14 protein-coding genes are annotated in these 15563 nt (G+C 70.4%); 3 read left to right on the top strand and 11 right to left on the bottom strand.

The features are described from left to right. Nucleotides 1–28 precede the first annotated feature (28 nt). Nucleotides 29–1543 (top strand): glycerol kinase GlpK, encoded by a 1515-nt coding sequence (gene glpK / locus ACFVYA_RS29805; protein WP_387049672.1) that lies wholly within the window; start codon nucleotides 29–31, stop codon nucleotides 1541–1543. Nucleotides 1544–1591: 48 nt separating this feature from the next. Here the strand turns inward: glpK and ACFVYA_RS29800 are convergent, their stop codons facing one another. The 5 genes from ACFVYA_RS29800 to ACFVYA_RS29780 all read right to left on the bottom strand — a co-directional run bounded on the left by ACFVYA_RS29800 (nucleotide 1592) and on the right by ACFVYA_RS29780 (nucleotide 5772). Further along, nucleotides 1592–2395, bottom strand: coding sequence for a VOC family protein (locus ACFVYA_RS29800; RefSeq protein WP_387049670.1), 804 nt, complete (start codon nucleotides 2393–2395; stop codon nucleotides 1592–1594). Nucleotides 2396–2476: 81 nt separating this feature from the next. Beyond that, nucleotides 2477–3127 (bottom strand): class F sortase, encoded by a 651-nt coding sequence (locus ACFVYA_RS29795; RefSeq protein ID WP_387049668.1) that lies wholly within the window; start codon nucleotides 3125–3127, stop codon nucleotides 2477–2479. Nucleotides 3128–3191: 64 nt separating this feature from the next. Then, nucleotides 3192–3719: a hypothetical protein gene (locus tag ACFVYA_RS29790; protein ID WP_285988295.1), complete on the bottom strand. Its 528-nt coding sequence runs from the start codon at nucleotides 3717–3719 to the stop codon at nucleotides 3192–3194. A 118-nt stretch (nucleotides 3720–3837) separates the two neighbouring features. Beyond that, nucleotides 3838–4299, bottom strand: coding sequence for a hypothetical protein (locus tag ACFVYA_RS29785; protein ID WP_387049666.1), 462 nt, complete (start codon nucleotides 4297–4299; stop codon nucleotides 3838–3840). Nucleotides 4300–4371: 72 nt separating this feature from the next. Then, nucleotides 4372–5772: an NAD(P)H-quinone dehydrogenase gene (locus ACFVYA_RS29780; RefSeq protein ID WP_387049664.1), complete on the bottom strand. Its 1401-nt coding sequence runs from the start codon at nucleotides 5770–5772 to the stop codon at nucleotides 4372–4374. A 126-nt stretch (nucleotides 5773–5898) separates the two neighbouring features. Here ACFVYA_RS29780 and ACFVYA_RS29775 point away from each other — a divergent pair, with 126 nt between their 5' ends. Beyond that, complete coding sequence (locus tag ACFVYA_RS29775) at nucleotides 5899–6351, top strand: gamma-glutamylcyclotransferase (protein ID WP_387049662.1); 453 nt, start codon at nucleotides 5899–5901, stop codon at nucleotides 6349–6351. Nucleotides 6352–6398: 47 nt separating this feature from the next. Here the strand turns inward: ACFVYA_RS29775 and ACFVYA_RS29770 are convergent, their stop codons facing one another. The 6 genes from ACFVYA_RS29770 to ACFVYA_RS29745 form a co-directional block, all read right to left on the bottom strand. Then, the gene (locus tag ACFVYA_RS29770; RefSeq protein WP_387049661.1) at nucleotides 6399–7232 is read right to left on the bottom strand and encodes a hypothetical protein; all 834 of its coding nucleotides are present in this window, start codon (nucleotides 7230–7232) and stop codon (nucleotides 6399–6401) included. Nucleotides 7233–7450: 218 nt separating this feature from the next. Continuing rightward, nucleotides 7451–8752 (bottom strand): amidohydrolase, encoded by a 1302-nt coding sequence (locus ACFVYA_RS29765; protein ID WP_387049658.1) that lies wholly within the window; start codon nucleotides 8750–8752, stop codon nucleotides 7451–7453. Between the two features lie 197 nt (nucleotides 8753–8949). After that, a complete protein-coding gene (locus ACFVYA_RS29760) occupies nucleotides 8950–9252 on the bottom strand; it encodes a hypothetical protein (protein WP_387049657.1) in 303 nt (100 codons plus the stop codon). Between the two features lie 49 nt (nucleotides 9253–9301). Next, nucleotides 9302–10297 (bottom strand): methylmalonyl Co-A mutase-associated GTPase MeaB, encoded by a 996-nt coding sequence (meaB, locus tag ACFVYA_RS29755; protein ID WP_387049655.1) that lies wholly within the window; start codon nucleotides 10295–10297, stop codon nucleotides 9302–9304. Between the two features lie 3 nt (nucleotides 10298–10300). Beyond that, a complete protein-coding gene (gene scpA, locus ACFVYA_RS29750; RefSeq protein WP_387049653.1) occupies nucleotides 10301–12469 on the bottom strand; it encodes a methylmalonyl-CoA mutase in 2169 nt (722 codons plus the stop codon). Then, nucleotides 12466–14301 carry a methylmalonyl-CoA mutase family protein gene (locus tag ACFVYA_RS29745; RefSeq protein WP_387049651.1) on the bottom strand — a complete coding sequence of 612 codons (1836 nt, stop codon included), beginning with the start codon at nucleotides 14299–14301 and terminating at the stop codon, nucleotides 12466–12468. The genes scpA and ACFVYA_RS29745 overlap by 4 nt, the downstream gene beginning before the upstream one ends. 199 nt (nucleotides 14302–14500) lie before the next feature. Here ACFVYA_RS29745 and ACFVYA_RS29740 point away from each other — a divergent pair. Further along, a partial coding sequence (locus ACFVYA_RS29740) for a serine/threonine-protein kinase (RefSeq protein WP_387049744.1) occupies nucleotides 14501–15563 on the top strand: 1063 nt, incomplete at its 3' end.

The following is a 15563-nucleotide window of genomic DNA, read 5'->3' as shown; positions in this document are numbered from 1 at the left end:
TCCTCCGACGCCAATTCCGGGAGCACACATGACTTCGTACGTAGCCGCGATCGACCAGGGCACCACCTCGACCCGGTGCATGATCTTCAACCACGAGGGCCGCGTCGTCTCGGTCGACCAGCGCGAGCACGAGCAGATCTTCCCGCGCGCCGGCTGGGTCGAGCACAACGCGGAAGAGATCTGGGAGAACACCCGCCGGGTCGCCGCGGGCGCGCTGGCCAAGGCCGACCTCACCGCCAAGGACATCGCCGCCGTCGGCATCACCAACCAGCGCGAAACCGCACTCGTCTGGGACAAGACGACCGGCCGGCCGGTGTACAACGCGATCGTCTGGCAGGACACCCGCACCGACAAGATCGTCACCGAGCTCGGCAACCTCGGCGGCGGCCAGGAGCGCTACCGCGACAAGGTCGGCCTCCCGCTCGCGACCTACTTCTCCGGCCCCAAGATCAAGTGGATCCTGGACAACGTCGAGGGCGCGCGCGAGAAGGCCGAGGCCGGTGACCTGATCTTCGGCAACATGGACACCTGGGTGCTGTGGAACATGACCGGCGGGACGGACGGCGGCGTGCACGTCACCGACCCGACCAACGCCTCCCGCACCATGCTGATGGACCTCGACACCCTGCAGTGGGACGCCGACATCGCCGGCGAGATGGGCATCCCCCTTTCGATGCTGCCGGAGATCCGCTCCTCGTCCGAGGAGTACGGCAAGGTCCGCGAGAAGGGCGCGCTGGCCGGCGTCCCGATCGCGGGCATCCTGGGCGACCAGCAGGCCGCGACGTTCGGCCAGGCCTGCCTCTCGCCCGGCGAGGCCAAGAACACCTACGGCACCGGCAACTTCATGCTGCTCAACACCGGCACCGAAAAGGTGATGTCGCAGAACGGGCTGCTCACCACGGTCTGCTACAAGATCGGCTCGAACGACACGATCTACGCGCTGGAAGGCTCCATCGCCGTCACCGGTTCGCTGGTGCAGTGGCTGCGCGACAACCTCGGCATGATCACGACCGCGGCCGAGATCGAGGACCACGCGCGCAGCGTCGAGGACAACGGCGGCGCGTACTTCGTCCCGGCGTTCTCGGGCCTGTTCGCTCCTTACTGGCGCTCCGACGCTCGTGGCGCGATCGTCGGGCTCACCCGGTTCGTCAACAAGGGCCACCTGGCCCGCGCGGTACTGGAGGCGACGGCCTTCCAGTCGCGCGAGGTCATCGACGCGATGAACGCCGACTCCGGAGTCCCGCTGAAGTCGCTCAAGGTCGACGGCGGCATGGTCGTCAACGAGCTGCTCATGCAGTTCCAGGCCGACATCCTCGGCGTGCCGGTGATCCGCCCGGTGGTCAACGAGACCACCGCGCTGGGTGCCGCGTACGCCGCCGGTCTCGCCGTCGGGTTCTGGAAGTCCGAGGACGACATCCGCACCAACTGGGCCCAGGACAAGCAGTGGGATCCGTCGATGGACGACGCCCGCCGCGAGCGCGAGTACCGCAACTGGAAGAAGGCCGTCACCAAGACCTTCGACTGGGTCTCCGAAGAGGACTGACCGGCGAGGGCCGGGGGTGCCGCCTCGTGGCTCTCCCGGCCCGTCCCTTCACACCTCCCAGCCCTCCGGCTCGCCCGACTGCTCGTTCGGGGCGATGACCATGAACGGCACGCCCTGGTCGTCGGCGACCCGCACCTGCCGCCCGTACGGCGAGTCGAACGGTTTCCCGTCGACCGTGCCGCCGAGCTCGGCCACCTTGGCCGCGCTCGCGTCGGCGTCCGCCACCCAGAAGTACGCCCCCCAGTACGACGGCACCTCCGGTGGCACCGATGCGGGCATCGCGCCGAGGCCGCCGACCGGGCGCCCGTCGATGAGCACCACCGCGTACGTGAAGTCGTCGCCGGAGATGTCCTGGAAGCCGTAGCCGAAGATCTCCTCGTAGAACGGCTTCGCCGCCGCGTAGTCACGGCTCATGCAGTCGTTCCAGGCCAGCGTGCCCGGGGCCGCCGTGACCTGCGTGCCGATGTGGTTCCCGGCCTCCCACAGGCCGAAGACCGCGCCCGCCGGATCGGCCGCGACGGCCATCCGGCCCTCCTTCATCACCTCCATCACCGGCATGACGATCCGCCCGCCTGCCTCGGTGATGGCCGCGGCCGTCCGGTCCACATCGGACACCGCGAGGTAGGTCGTCCAGAACGGCGGGATGTCCTGGCCGGGTGGGGTCTGGCCGATGCCGGCGACCGGGCGTCCCCGCAGCTCCGCCATGCCGTAGAAGCCGGTCTCCTCACCGCCCCGGTGCACGTCCCAGCCGAACAGGCTGCTGTAGAAGGCGATCGCCTTCGCCTGATCGGGCACCATCAGGTCCACCCAGCCGGGCGTACCGTCGGGCCATCTTTCGTCCCGGAACACCATGCCGACTCCCAACCCCTCGTCTGTGCCGCCGCTGGTGACGACCGGGACAGTCTGGCACCGGGCACCGACAAAAACCGAAAATCAGGCCTGGACCAGGCGGGCGTAGACGACGATGTTGTCGACGTAGTTGTGCGCGTTCCGGTCGAAGACGCCACCGCAGGTGATCAGCCGCAGCTCGGGACCGGCCGTGTCGTCGTAGACGCCTTCGCCCTCGAAGTCCTTCTTCGGCACCTGGTGCACCTTCGTCACCTCGAACACCACCGTGGTGCCGTCCTTGCGGGCGATCGAGACCCGGTCGCCGGGGGCCAGCTCCTTGAGGCGGAAGAAGATGCCCTTCTGGTGGTTGCCGTCGACGTGCCCCAGTACGACGGCCGGGCCGGTCTCGCCCGGCGTCGGCGCGTAGGTGTACCAGCCGGCCTGCAGCGGCGTGGTCACCGGCGGCACCTCGACGGTGTTGTCCGGGTTGAGGCCGAGCGGGACCAGCGACGAGTGCGCGCCGATCTTCGGGATGTCGATCGAGACGGGCTCGACCTTGGGCAGCGCCGCGACGGCGTCTTGGCTGCCTGACCGGGGCGCCGGGTCGACCGCGACCGGCTGGGCGGGCGGTGGCTGCGCGGTGCCCGGGTCGCGGTGCCCGCCGAGCGTCAGCGCCAGGACCACCAGCGCGGCCACCAACGCCACGACCAGGGCGATCAGGAAGCCTCGTCTGCTGCCCGCGCTCCTCGTGCTCATGCTCTCCCCTCCTCGCTCACGGGCCACACGTCCGGTGGGGCCGGACGGTTGAGCCGGGCCGCGGTCAGCGTCGCCACGACCGCCGCGCCAGCACCAGACCACCACCGCCGACGGCCAGCACGCCCATGGCGCCCGCAGCGGCGAGCGGCCCGTGGCCGACCGGGCCGCCACCGGTCTGCGGCGCTCCCGACGGTACCTTCGCGACCTGCCGACGTTCACCCAGGACGGTGAACTTCGTGGTCAGTTCCGCGCCGCCGCAGGAGAACGACACCTGGTAGACGCCGGGTTTCGCCGGCGTCACGGTCGCCGCCGCGGCCGCGGCGGGGGCCTTGGCGGGATCATTCTGCGGGCCGACGCGCCGGAGCGCGCCGATCGTGAGGACCTGGGACGCCAGGTCGCGCGTGCTCCCGGCTTCGCAGCCGAGCCGGATCTGCACCTTCGCACCCGGGCGAGCCGCGTTCGGCATGACGCGGAGATAGGCCTTCGGGTTCCCCGCGTGCCCGGCCGGCGTGGCCGCGAAGGCCGCCGGCGCCGAGAGCAGCAATCCACCGGAAACGGCGGCGACAACCAAGATCTTTTTCGTTCGCAACATTTTCCCTCCCCCGGGAGTTGTGCTTCGAAAGACGCTCCACCTGCGGAGAGGTTGCCTGAGACATTAAAAAAACCACCCCGGAGCAGGACTCCGGGGTGGTCGTGGCGTTTCCGGGAAATCAACCGGCCATGCTGCCGTCGCCGGCCTTCGCGGCGCCGGAGGGCACCTTCGCGACCTGCGCGGCCGGCACCGTGAACTGCGTGGTGTAGGTCTGGCCGCCGCAGGTCACGGTCAGCGGGTACGTCCCCGCCTCGGTGCCGGGCTTGAGCTCGGCGTCGGCGCTGATGTTCGCGTCGGCGCCCATGAACGGGCCGGGGGTGTAGTTGGTGAAGGTCAGCGCCGGCGAGGAGAACGCCGGCGAAGGACCCTCGCACTTCGCCAGCGCCACGTTCGGTGCGTCGCGGACGTACTTGTCCACCAGCGTCTGGTTGATCGCGGTGTTCACGTTGAGCTGGACGCTGCCTGCCTTCGCGTTCGCGCTCGTGCTCGGCGTCGGGCCGGTGCTCTGCGCCATCGCCGATCCCGTCAGCGCCGTCGCGCCGATCACCGCTGCCGCAACGAAAACCACCGTCTTGCGCACGTTCGCACCCTTCGCGTCCTTCAGCCTTACAACCGACAAGACGCGACGGGTGCGCCCGGGTTGCGTGCCGGATCAGTCGAGATCGTCGTGGCGCATGAGCTGGCGCCCGGCCTCGGTGATCGAGCCCGAGAGCGACGGGTACACCGAAAATGTCAGTGCCAGGTGGTCCACTGTGAGCTGGTTCTGGACGGCGAGCGCGATGGGAAGGATGAGCTCGCTCGCCTGCGGCGCCACGACGACACCACCGACGACCACGCCGGTGGCGGGGCGGCAGAACAGCTTCACGAAGCCTCGGCGGAGGCCCTCCATCTTCGCGCGCGCGTTGGTGGCCAGGGGCAGCATGATGGTGCGCGCGGGCACCTCGCCGGAGTCGATCGCCTGCTGGCTGATGCCGACGGTGGCGATCTCCGGGTGGGTGAACACGTTGGCGGCGACGGTCTTGAGCTTGATCGGCGCGACGCCTTCGCCCAGCGCGTGCCACATCGCGATGCGGCCCTGCATGCTCGCCACCGAGGCCAGCATGAGCACGCCGGTGCAGTCGCCGGCGGCGTAGATCCCGGGAACGGAGGTGCGCGAAACGCGGTCGACGGTGATGAACCCGCCGGGACCGGGCGAGATGCCGACCTTGTCGAGGCCGATGTCCTTGGTGTTGGGGACCGACCCGACGGTCATCAGCGCGTGGCTGGCTTCGATCACGCGGCCGTCGGCGAGGAAGATCTCGACGCCCTTTTCGGTGCGCTCGACGCGGTCGGCGCGCGCCTGCTTCGCGACGGTCGTGCCGCGCTGCGAGAAGACCTCCTCGAGCACCGCGGCGGCGTCGGCGTCTTCGTGCGGGAGGACGCGGTCACGGCTGGAGACGACGGTGACCTTGACGCCCATCTCGGTGTAGGCGGACGCGAACTCGGCGCCGGTGACGCCGGAGCCGATGACGGCGAGGTGCTCCGGCAGCTCCTGGAGCTCGTAGAGCTGGCGCCAGTCGAGGATGCGCTCGCCGTCCGGCACGGCGCCGGGCAGGACGCGCGGGGTGGCGCCGGTGGCGATGAGGACGACGTCGGCGGGCAGCTTTTCGGTGCCGTCCTTCGTCGTGACGGCGACCTTGTGCGTGGCCAGGCCGGGCTCTTCGTCGCAGAAGCGGGCCTCGCCGGCGATGACGCGGACTCCTTCGCGCTGGACGCGGGCGCGGATGTCGGCGGACTGGGCGAGGGCGAGCCCCTTCACCCGGCCGTGGACGGTCGGGAGGTCGATGCTGGTGTCGGCCATGTCGGTGTTGATGCCGAGCTCGCCGAGGTCGTGCATCTTCGCCAGGGCGCCGGAGCTCGCGATGAACGTCTTCGAGGGGACGCAGTCGTAGAGGACGCAGGCGCCACCGAGGCCGTCCCGCTCGACGATCGTGACGTCGGCCCCGTGCTGGGCTGCGACCAGCGCGGCTTCGTAGCCGGCCGGGCCCCCGCCCATGATCACGATCCTGGTCACCTGGGTCCTCCTCTGGCAGTCCGTGCGGTGCTCTCACCGTACGCGGCGAAGGTGACCGGACACTGAAGTGGGCGAACACGGCGAGTGCGTCCACTCGGGTGAGGAAGGTGTCGCTACGCTGTAGTCGTGCCGTTGTATGCCGCGTACGGATCGAACATGGAGCCCGCCCAGATGCTGGAGCGCGCGCCCCACTCCCCGATGGCCGGCTCCGGCTGGCTGGAGGGGTGGCGCCTGACTTTCGGCGGAGAAGATATCGGCTGGGAAGGTGCCCTGGCCACGATCGTCGAGGACCCCGGATCGCGGGTGTTCGTCGTGCTCTACGACGTCACCCCGCTGGACGAGACCGGGCTGGACCGCTGGGAAGGCGGCGAGCTCGGGATCCACTCGAAGATCCGCCTCCGGGTCCAGACCATGGACGGCTCGGTCCTGGCCTGGCTGTACGTCCTGGACGGCTACGAAGGCGGCCTCCCGTCCGCCCGCTACCTGGGCGTCTTGGCCGACGCCGCCGAGGCGGCCGGCGCCCCGGCCGACTACGTCGACGACCTCCGCACCCGCCCCTGCTCCGGCATAACCGGCTAACTCGTGTCGTCCATCTGAGTACGCGTGTCGTCCGGTTGGTACGACGTCTAGGTGGAGCGGAGCCGGAACGCCTCGCCGAGGTCCCGCAGTAGCCGACTCGAGTCGCGAAGATCCGCAGCAACGGCGCGAATCGTGATCCAGCCACGCGCCGCCATACGGGCGTCTCGCTCGGCGTCGTAGGCAACTCGATCTTCGTGTGCCGCGTAACCGTCGTACTCCAGGGCGATACGCCGGGATGGCCAGGCCATGTCAAGCCGGTAGAGAAGTCGACCGTCAACGGCTGCCAACTCGTACTGCGGCTCCGGTACGGGAAACCCTGCCTCAACCACGATCAGTCTCAGGACGCTCTCCGGGGGCGACTCGGCCTTGCCGGTGGCGAGTTCCAACAGTGTCAGAGCCCTGTGGATACCTCGTCGATCCCGACGGTCTTCGAGACGGTCCCGAATGTTCTCCCGGAGCTTCCCGTCGTGGTCCGGCGGCAAGGTTCGGAGCCACTCGTCCACAGCGGCGAACGCCGTTCGCCGATCACCATCACAGAGGAACTCCGCCAACGCGAGGTCAATCGGAAACGTGGCAAGCCCGTCGATTTCGATCACGTCCGTCGGCCGGTAGTAGCCCTGGTGAACGACGAGGCCGGGCTTTGACTTGATCCGGCGTTCATAGGGCACCGTGACGTGAATGCTCGCGCATGCTGACGCCGAAATCCCATGCAGGGCAAGCGATGTGGGGCCGGACAACACTGCAGGTTGACCCACCGCCAACAGGGCTCCCTCAGCTCTCGTCCTCAGTTTCAGTGCATCGCTCGAGCGCATGACGACGCCTCGCCACGGTTGCGCCAGCAAGCCGCTGGCCAACGCCTCACGCACTGCACGCTGCCCCATTACCTCCACGGCACGTCGACGCGAAGCCGCACCATGCCGTCCTCCCCACCCGGTCACAGCATCAAGAATCAGGCCCTTCCGTGATCTCCGGAAGAGCCTGATTCAACGACTGTGGATAACTACCCGCCTGTGGATAACCCTGGGGACAACTCCTGTGCACAAACGGACGACACGCGTACCTAGATGGACGACACGCGTACGTAGGCGGACGACACGGGTTAGGCGAGGGTGGTTAGGGCTGTGTGGACCAGGGTTCGGACTCCGCAGAGGAGGGCTCGCTCGTCGAGGACGAACGTGGGGCGGTGGATGTCCGATTGGGGGGCCGGGTGGCCGGACCAGACGCCGAGGCGGGCGAAGGCTCCCTGGACGTGCTCCAGGTACCAGCCGAAGTCTTCGCCGCCCGAGGACTGCTCCGTGGGGGCCACCGCTCCCTCGCCGAGGGCCGCTTCGGTGCCCGCGCGCATCAGGGCCGTCGACTCGGGGTCCGAGACCACCGGGGGGACGCCGCGGCGGTAGTCCAGGTGGAAGCCGACACCGGTGGGAGCCAGCAGCGACTCCACCGACGACGCCACCAGCGGCTCCAGGGCCGTCCAGACCTCGTGGTCGGCCGTGCGCAGCGTGCCGCGCAGGACGCCGTCCTGCGGGACCGCGTTGGCCGCCTGGCCCGCGTGGACCGCTCCCCAGACCAGGACCGTTCCCGACCGCGGGTCGACGCGGCGGGAGAGCACCGCGGGCAGCGACGTGATCACCGTGCCCAGCGCGTGCACCAGGTCGGCCGTCAGGTGCGGGCGGGACGTGTGGCCGCCCGGCGACGTCAGGCGCAGCTCGATCAGGTCGGCGGCCGACGTCAAGGCGCCGACGCGCATCCCGACGGAACCCACCTCGAGCCGCGGGTCGACGTGCAGGCCGTAGATGCGCTCGACGCCGTCCAGCGCGCCCGCCGCGATCATGTCCAGCGCGCCGCCGGGCATGACCTCCTCGGCCGGCTGGAAGATCAGCCGCACCCGGCCGGGCAGCTCCGGCGCGCCGGCCAGGGCACGGGCCGCGCCGAGCAGGATCGCCGTGTGGGCGTCGTGGCCGCACATGTGGGCCGCGCCCTCGATCGTCGACGCGTACGGCAGGCCCGTCGCCTCCGTCAGCGGCAGCGCGTCCATGTCCGCGCGCAGCGCCACGCACCGCTCACCACTGCCGATGTCGCACACGACCCCGGTGCCGCCGGGCAGCACCCACGGCTTGAGCCCGACCGAGCGCAGCAGCGTGACGACCAGTTCCGTGGTCGCGAACTCGTGCCGCGACAGCTCCGGGTGCGCGTGGATGTGCCGCCGCCAGGCGAGCACGTCGGTCGCGTTGGCGCGCAGCCAGTCGTCCAGCCAGAACGGGCCGCGGCCCGCACCAAGGTCCTCCACGGGAGCCATGCTTACGCCGGCTTCGGAAATGAGCGCCTCCGACCCCTCCATGGGGTTGATGATGCGCCCATGGGGGTCGCCTGGAACGTCCGGCCGTGAATCCAACACCGTCACGCCGCACCTCCTCCCGCAACACGGGTAACCCGCGCAGCGGCTGGGGTCACGCGTCGTGCCGATCGATCTGTCGTACGCATTTGCAGACGATCGTGCACCATGCAGGCGGCAAGCCGCGCCTCGAAAACGGCCGTCCTAGACGGCCGGTACCGGATCTGCGTTGAACGGCGTGCGCTAGTTCGGCAAAGCCGAAAACCTCAGGTCCCCTTGGTCCGCTTCGAACGGATCTTGCGCCCCCAGATCACGATGCCGAGCAGGACCACCGCGAGCAGGCCCGCGATCAGCTTGTTCTTGGTCTTTTCGCTGTTGGCCTTGTCCGTCTGGGCCGGGTCGAGTACCGGGCCCGGGGGCTGCGTCTGCGCCGGGACCAGCGCCGCGGACGCGTGCGCCACGCTCATCGTGACGGCGGCCGGACGCACCGGCTCGGCCCGCGCCGGCGACGCGGTGAACAGCACCGCTCCCAGCACCGCGACCAGGACCAGACCCCGCAGTTTCGCCATGTCATCCTTTCGCCACGACCAGGCATTCTGCCCGCGGACACCCGGCCCGTCAGCCACCACGCGGTGGACCGAACGCGTCGAGGATCCGCTGTGCACCGAGGGTAGCCGTCAGTTCACCGTCCCGCACCGCCCGTTCGACGTCGGGAACGACCGTTCGCACGTCCGGATGCGCCGCCAGCCGACCCAGCAGCTGTTCGCGCACCATCGCCCAGGTCCAGTCGACCTGCTGCTGCCGCCGCCGGGCGTCGAGTTCGCCGGACGCCGTGAGCGTGTCGCGGTGCTGCTCGATCGCGCCCCAGACCTCGTCGAGCCGCAGGTTGTGCAGGCCGCTGCAGGTCAGCACCGGGGGCGTCCACGACGCTTCGGGCCCGTAGATCATCCGCAGCGCGCCGGCCAGCTCCCGCGCCGCCCGCCGGGCATCGCGTTCGTGGTCACCGTCGGCCTTGTTGACGGCGATGACGTCGGCGAGCTCCAGCACGCCCTTCTTGATGCCCTGCAGCTGGTCGCCGGTGCGGGCCAGCGTCAGGAACAGGAAGCAGTCGACCATGTTCGCCACGGTCACCTCGGACTGCCCGACGCCGACCGTCTCGACCAGCACGATGTCGTAGCCGGCGGCCTCCATCAGCACGATCGTCTCGCGGGTCGCCCGCGCGACGCCGCCCAGGGTTCCGGACGTCGGCGACGGCCGGATGAAGGCCTGCGGGTCCACCGCCAGCCGCGCCATCCGGGTCTTGTCGCCGAGGATCGACCCGCCGGTCCGCGTCGACGACGGGTCCACGGCCAGGACGGCGACGCGGTGCCCGGCGGCGGTCAGGTCGGTGCCCAGCTGGTCGATGAATGTCGACTTGCCGACACCGGGGACGCCGGTGATGCCGACGCGCCGCGCGCCACCCGAAGAAGGCAGCAGCTCGACCAGCAATTCCTGGGCCAAACCCCGGTGGTCTTCACGCTGCGACTCGACCAGCGTGATCGCCTTCGACAGCGTCCCGCGGTCGCCCGCGAGCACCCCCTTGGCGTAGGCGGTGACGTCGATCCTGCGCGGCAAGGGTCAGGACTCCTGCGCCGTCAGCTGGCCGAGCAGGTCGATGGCCGCGTCCGCGAGCACCGTGCCGGGCCCGAAGATCGCCGCCGCTCCGGCCTCGCGCAGCGCCGGGTAGTCCTGCGGCGGGATGACGCCGCCGACGACGACCATGATGTCCTCGCGGCCCAGCTCGGCGAGCTCGTGGCGCAGTGCGGGCACCAGCGAGAGGTGCCCGGCGGCCAGCGACGAGACGCCGACGACGTGGACGTCCGCCTCGATCGCCTGGCGGGCGACCTCGGCCGGGGTGGAGAACAGCGGGCCGACATCGACGTCGAAGCCGATGTCGGCGAAGCCGGTGGCGATCACCTTCTGGCCGCGGTCGTGGCCGTCCTGGCCCATCTTCGCGACGAGGATCCGGGGACGGCGTCCTTCCTCCTCGGCGAACTCTTCGACCAGCTTGCGGGCCTTCTCGACGTTCTGCGTCTTCCCCACCTCCTCCCGGTACACCCCCGAGATGGTCCGGATCTGGCCGGCGTGCCTGCCCCAGATCTTTTCCAGCGCGTCGGAGATCTCGCCGACCGTGGCCTTCGCGCGGGCCGCGTCGATGGCCAGTTCCAGGAGGTTGCCGCCCCGCTGGGCGCCCTCGGTGAGCCGTCGCAACGCGTCTTCCGTCGCCGACGAATCGCGCTCGGCACGCAGCCGGCGCAGCTTCTCCAGTTGCTGGGCCCGGACGCCGTCGTTGTCGACCTTGAGGACGTCGATGTCTTCGTCGCCGGTGACCTGGTACTTGTTGACGCCGATCACGGGCTGCCGACCGGAGTCGATACGCGCCTGGGTACGCGCGGCGGCTTCTTCGATGCGCAGCTTGGGGATGCCCGCGTCGATCGCCTTGGCCATCCCGCCGGCCTGCTCGACCTCGCTGATGTGCCCCCACGCCTTGCGCGCGAGGTCGTAGGTCAATTTCTCGACAAAGGCACTGCCGCCCCACGGGTCGATGACGCGCGTCGTGCCGGACTCCTGCTGCAGCAGCAGCTGCGTGTTGCGGGCGATCCGCGCGGAGAAGTCGGTCGGCAGGGCGAGGGCCTCGTCCAGGGCGTTGGTGTGCAGCGACTGCGTGTGACCCTGGGTCGCGGCCATCGCCTCGACGCAGGTGCGCACGACGTTGTTGTAGACGTCCTGAGCGGTCAGCGACCAGCCCGACGTCTGGGAGTGCGTCCGCAGCGACAGCGATTTCGGCGAAGCAGGGTTGAAGCCCTTCACGAGCTTCGCCCACAGCAGGCGCGCCGCGCGGAGCTTCGCGACCTCCATGAAGAAGTTCATGCCGATCGCCCAGAAGAACGACAGCCGTGGCGCGAACTTGTCGACGTCCAGCCCGGCGTCGACGCCGGCGCGGAGGTACTCGACGCCGTCGGCCAGCGTGTAGGCCAGCTCGAGGTCGGCGGTCGCCCCGGCTTCCTGCATGTGGTAGCCGGAGATGGAGATCGAGTTGTACTTCGGCATGTGCCGCGAAGTGAAGGAGAAGATGTCGGAGATGATCCGCATCGACGGCTGCGGCGGGTAGATGTAGGTGTTGCGGACCATGAACTCCTTGAGGATGTCGTTCTGGATGGTCCCCGCGAGCTGCTCCGGCTTCACCCCCTGCTCCTCGGCCGCCACCACGTAGAGGGCGAGTACCGGCAGCACCGCGCCGTTCATCGTCATCGACACCGACATCTTGTCGAGCGGGATGCCGTCGAAGAGCTGCCGCATGTCGTAGATGGAGTCGATGGCGACACCCGCCATGCCGACGTCGCCGGAGACGCGCGGGTGGTCGGAGTCGTAGCCGCGGTGGGTGGCCAGGTCGAAGGCGACCGAAAGGCCCTTCTGCCCGGCGGCGAGGTTGCGCCGGTAGAACGCGTTGGACTCCTCGGCGGTGGAGAACCCGGCGTACTGGCGGATGGTCCACGGCTGGTTGACGTACATCGTCGGGTACGGCCCGCGCAGGAAGGGCGCGATGCCCGGGTAGGTGCCGAGGAAGTCCACATCGGACAGATCGGCGGCGGTGTAGACGGGCTTGACGCCGATGCCTTCGGGCGTCTCCCAGGCGAGGGCGTCCGGGCCCTTGCCGGTGGCGCTCTCCACCGCGCGGGCCCACGCGTCGCGGTCGCCCGGTGACGGCGTGCCGAAGTCGAGACCGGCGAAGTTCGGGATGGTCATCGCGCAACTCCCAGCTTGGCGTGCAGGCCGTCGAGGACTTCCAGGGCGTCGCAGCCGGCGAAGACGTTCCCGTCCACGCCGTCGTAGGAGCCCTTCCCCGCCAGTAGGACGTACTCGGCGCCGAGGGCCGCGGCGACGTCGGCCGCCTGAGCCGCATACGCGTCGTCGGTGCCGCAGAGGCAGGCGACGCGGGCGCCGGACGCGCGGAACGCGCCGGGCAGGTCGTCGGTCGCGCCCGGGTTGACGGCTTCGATCCCGCCCGCCTGGAACAGGTTGGCGGCGAACCCGGCGCGCGCGGTGTGCGCGGCGACCGGGCCGAGGGTCGCGAGAAAGATCTTCGGCCGTTCACCGTGCGAAGCGAGGTACGCGTCCGAAGCGTCCCGCAGGGCTTCGAACCCTTCGGCGTACCGGTGCCGCGGCAGCCCACCTTCCACAGTGGCCTCCACGGGCGTCCGGACCACCGGTTTCTCGGCCAGGTTCGGGAACTCGCTGACGCCGGTGAGCGGGTCGCGCCGCGTCGCGATCCGCTTGGACCGCTTCTCCCACGTTGAAGCCAGCCGCCCGGCGAGCGCACCCGAAGAAAGCTCGGCGACCAGGCCGCCCGCGCCTTCGATGGCGGTGAACTCGGCCCAGGCGGCGTGCGCGAGGTCGTCGGTGAGCTTCTCGACGTACCAGGAGCCGCCCGCCGGGTCGGCGACGCCGGCCAGCTTGGACTCCTCCAGGAGCACGGCGTGGGTGTTGCGGGCGATCCGAGCGGAGAAAGCGTCCGGACGGCCGATCGCCGCGTCGAACGGCAGCACGGTGACCGCGTCCGCGCCGCCGACGCCCGCACCGAAGCAGGCCACGGTCGTGCGCAGCATGTTCACCCAGGGATCACGCCTGGTCAGCATGGCCGGCGACGTCACGGCGTGCTGGCGCATCGGCGAGGTGAAGCCGCAGACCTCGGCGACGCGCGCCCACAGGCGGCGGGCCGCGCGCAGCTTCGCGATGGTGGAGAACTGGTCGGCGGTCGCGGCGAGCCGGAACTCCAGCTGCCCGGCGGCGGCTTCGACGGCCAGCCCGGCCTCGGTCAGCGCCCGCAGGTAGGTGACGCCGGCGGCGACGAGCGCGCCCAGCTCCTGCGCGTCCGACCCGCCGGCTTCGTGGAAGGGCAGGCCGTCGGCGACGATCGTCCGCACTTTCGGGTACTTCCCGGCGACACGCGCCGCGAGCGCGGCGGCCGGTTCCAGCGGCACTTCGGTGCCGGAGCGGGCCGCCAGCCCGATCGGGTCGGCGCCGAGCACCGCGGTGGCTTCGCTCGGCGGGATCTCCCGCTCGTCGAAGAGCGTCAGCAGCTCCGAAGCCGCGGCTTCGTACGAAGCACCGGCGTCCAGGACCACGGGCGCCAGGTCGAGGTAGACCTCGTTCAGCGCGTCGGCCAGTGCCGGAGGCGGCACCGAGAGCCAGATCGACGTCACGCCGCCTTCGAGGTCGGCGAGGATCGCCTGGTTGACCGCGCGGCCGTCGTCGCCGGTGAACCGGGCGCGGACGTCCCAGCCGGTGCTGACCTGGCCTTCCGGGCGGGCTCCGCGCACGTACGGCGGCAGACCGGGGAAGCCGATGTCGCCCGGGACGTCCTCGGCCGTGTACAGCGGCTGGATCTCGATCCCGTCGTAGGTCCGCGTGACGAGCTTGCTCTCCGGGGCGCCCGCGAAGTCCTCCGGCAGCTTCCCGCTCTTGCGCAGGACGCCCGCGACCAGCTCCTGCCACTGCGCGCGCGTCGCCTGCGGGAACTCGGCCGCGAGGTCGAGTTCGGAGATCGGCACTGACTCCGGACCGGCCACATCAGTCATAACCTGTGATGGTAGAGGCACTCGGCGCGCTCGACCTGTGAGTCTGGTCGCGCCGGGGACGGGCCGCGGCGAGGTTGGGGGCCAGCCTGCAGGGACTGTCGGTCCCGTACGCCACAATTGGCGGGTGCCCCCATCCAGCGAAGAGACGCGAGTGGTCGCCGGTCGTTACCGGCTGCGTTCGGTGCTCGGCTCCGGGTCGATGGGCACCGTCTGGTCGGCCTACGACGAGTTCCTGCACCGGCAGGTGGCCGTCAAGGAGATGAAGGTGCCGCCGGGCATCCCGGCGGCGCAGGCGGACGAGCTGCGGGAGCGCACGCTGCGCGAGGCGCGCGCGATCGCGGTGCTCTCCCACCCCAACGTGATCATCCTGCACGACGTCGCCCGCGAGGACGACCAGCCGTTCGTGGTGATGGAGCTGCTGCCCTCGCGCAGCCTGGCGCACATCCTGCGCGACCACGGGCCGCTGACCGTCGGGCAGGCCGCCGCGGTCGGCATCGCCGTGGCGTCCGCGCTGGAGGCCGCGCACGCCGCCGGGATCACCCACCGTGACGTCAAGCCGGGCAACGTCCTGGTGGCCAGCGACGGCCGGATCAAGCTGACCGACTTCGGCATCGCCCGCAACGTCTCCGAGGCGACCATGACCCGCACCGGGATCATGCTCGGCTCGCCCGCCTACATCGCGCCGGAAGTGGCCTCCGGCGGCGCCGTCACGCCGGCCGCGGACCTCTGGGGCCTCGGCGCGACGCTGTTCGCCGCGGTCGAGGGCGCGCCGCCGTACGACGCCGACGGCGATCCGCTGGAGACGGTCGGCAAGGTCGTCAACGGGAAGGTGCCCAAGCCGAAGGCCGGCCCGCTCGCCGACGTCATCAGCGCACTCATGACGAAGGAGCCCGGGCGGCGGATCACGCTGCGGGACGTCCGGCACCGGCTGTACCCGCTGCAGACGAAGACGCCGCTCGACCTGTTCGGGCCCGAGCTGTTCCACACCCCGGACGGCAAGAAGACGTCCGCACAGCCGGACGCGACCGACACGCAGGTGATCAAGACCGTCCTGCCGGAGAAGGCGAAGGCGGAGAAGAAGGCCGAGGCGTCGAGCAGCGAGCTCGCCGCCGACCCGGGCCCGCTGCCGTTCCTGCGCCCGCCCGCCCCGGCGCCGTCGGCCCCCACCTCGGGTGCGCCGACGATGTTCGTCCCGCCCCCGCCGCCGCGGCCCGCGCGGCGCAGCTCCACGGCCTCGTCTTTGCATGTGTATTTTTCTGTTG

It is taken from the genome of Amycolatopsis sp. NPDC058278 (genome assembly GCF_042881395.1).
In the GTDB taxonomy this organism is placed as follows: Bacteria; Actinomycetota; Actinomycetes; order Mycobacteriales; family Pseudonocardiaceae; genus Amycolatopsis.
Note: the sequence above shows the minus strand (reverse complement) of the source record. Positions and strands in the feature narration are given on the sequence as shown.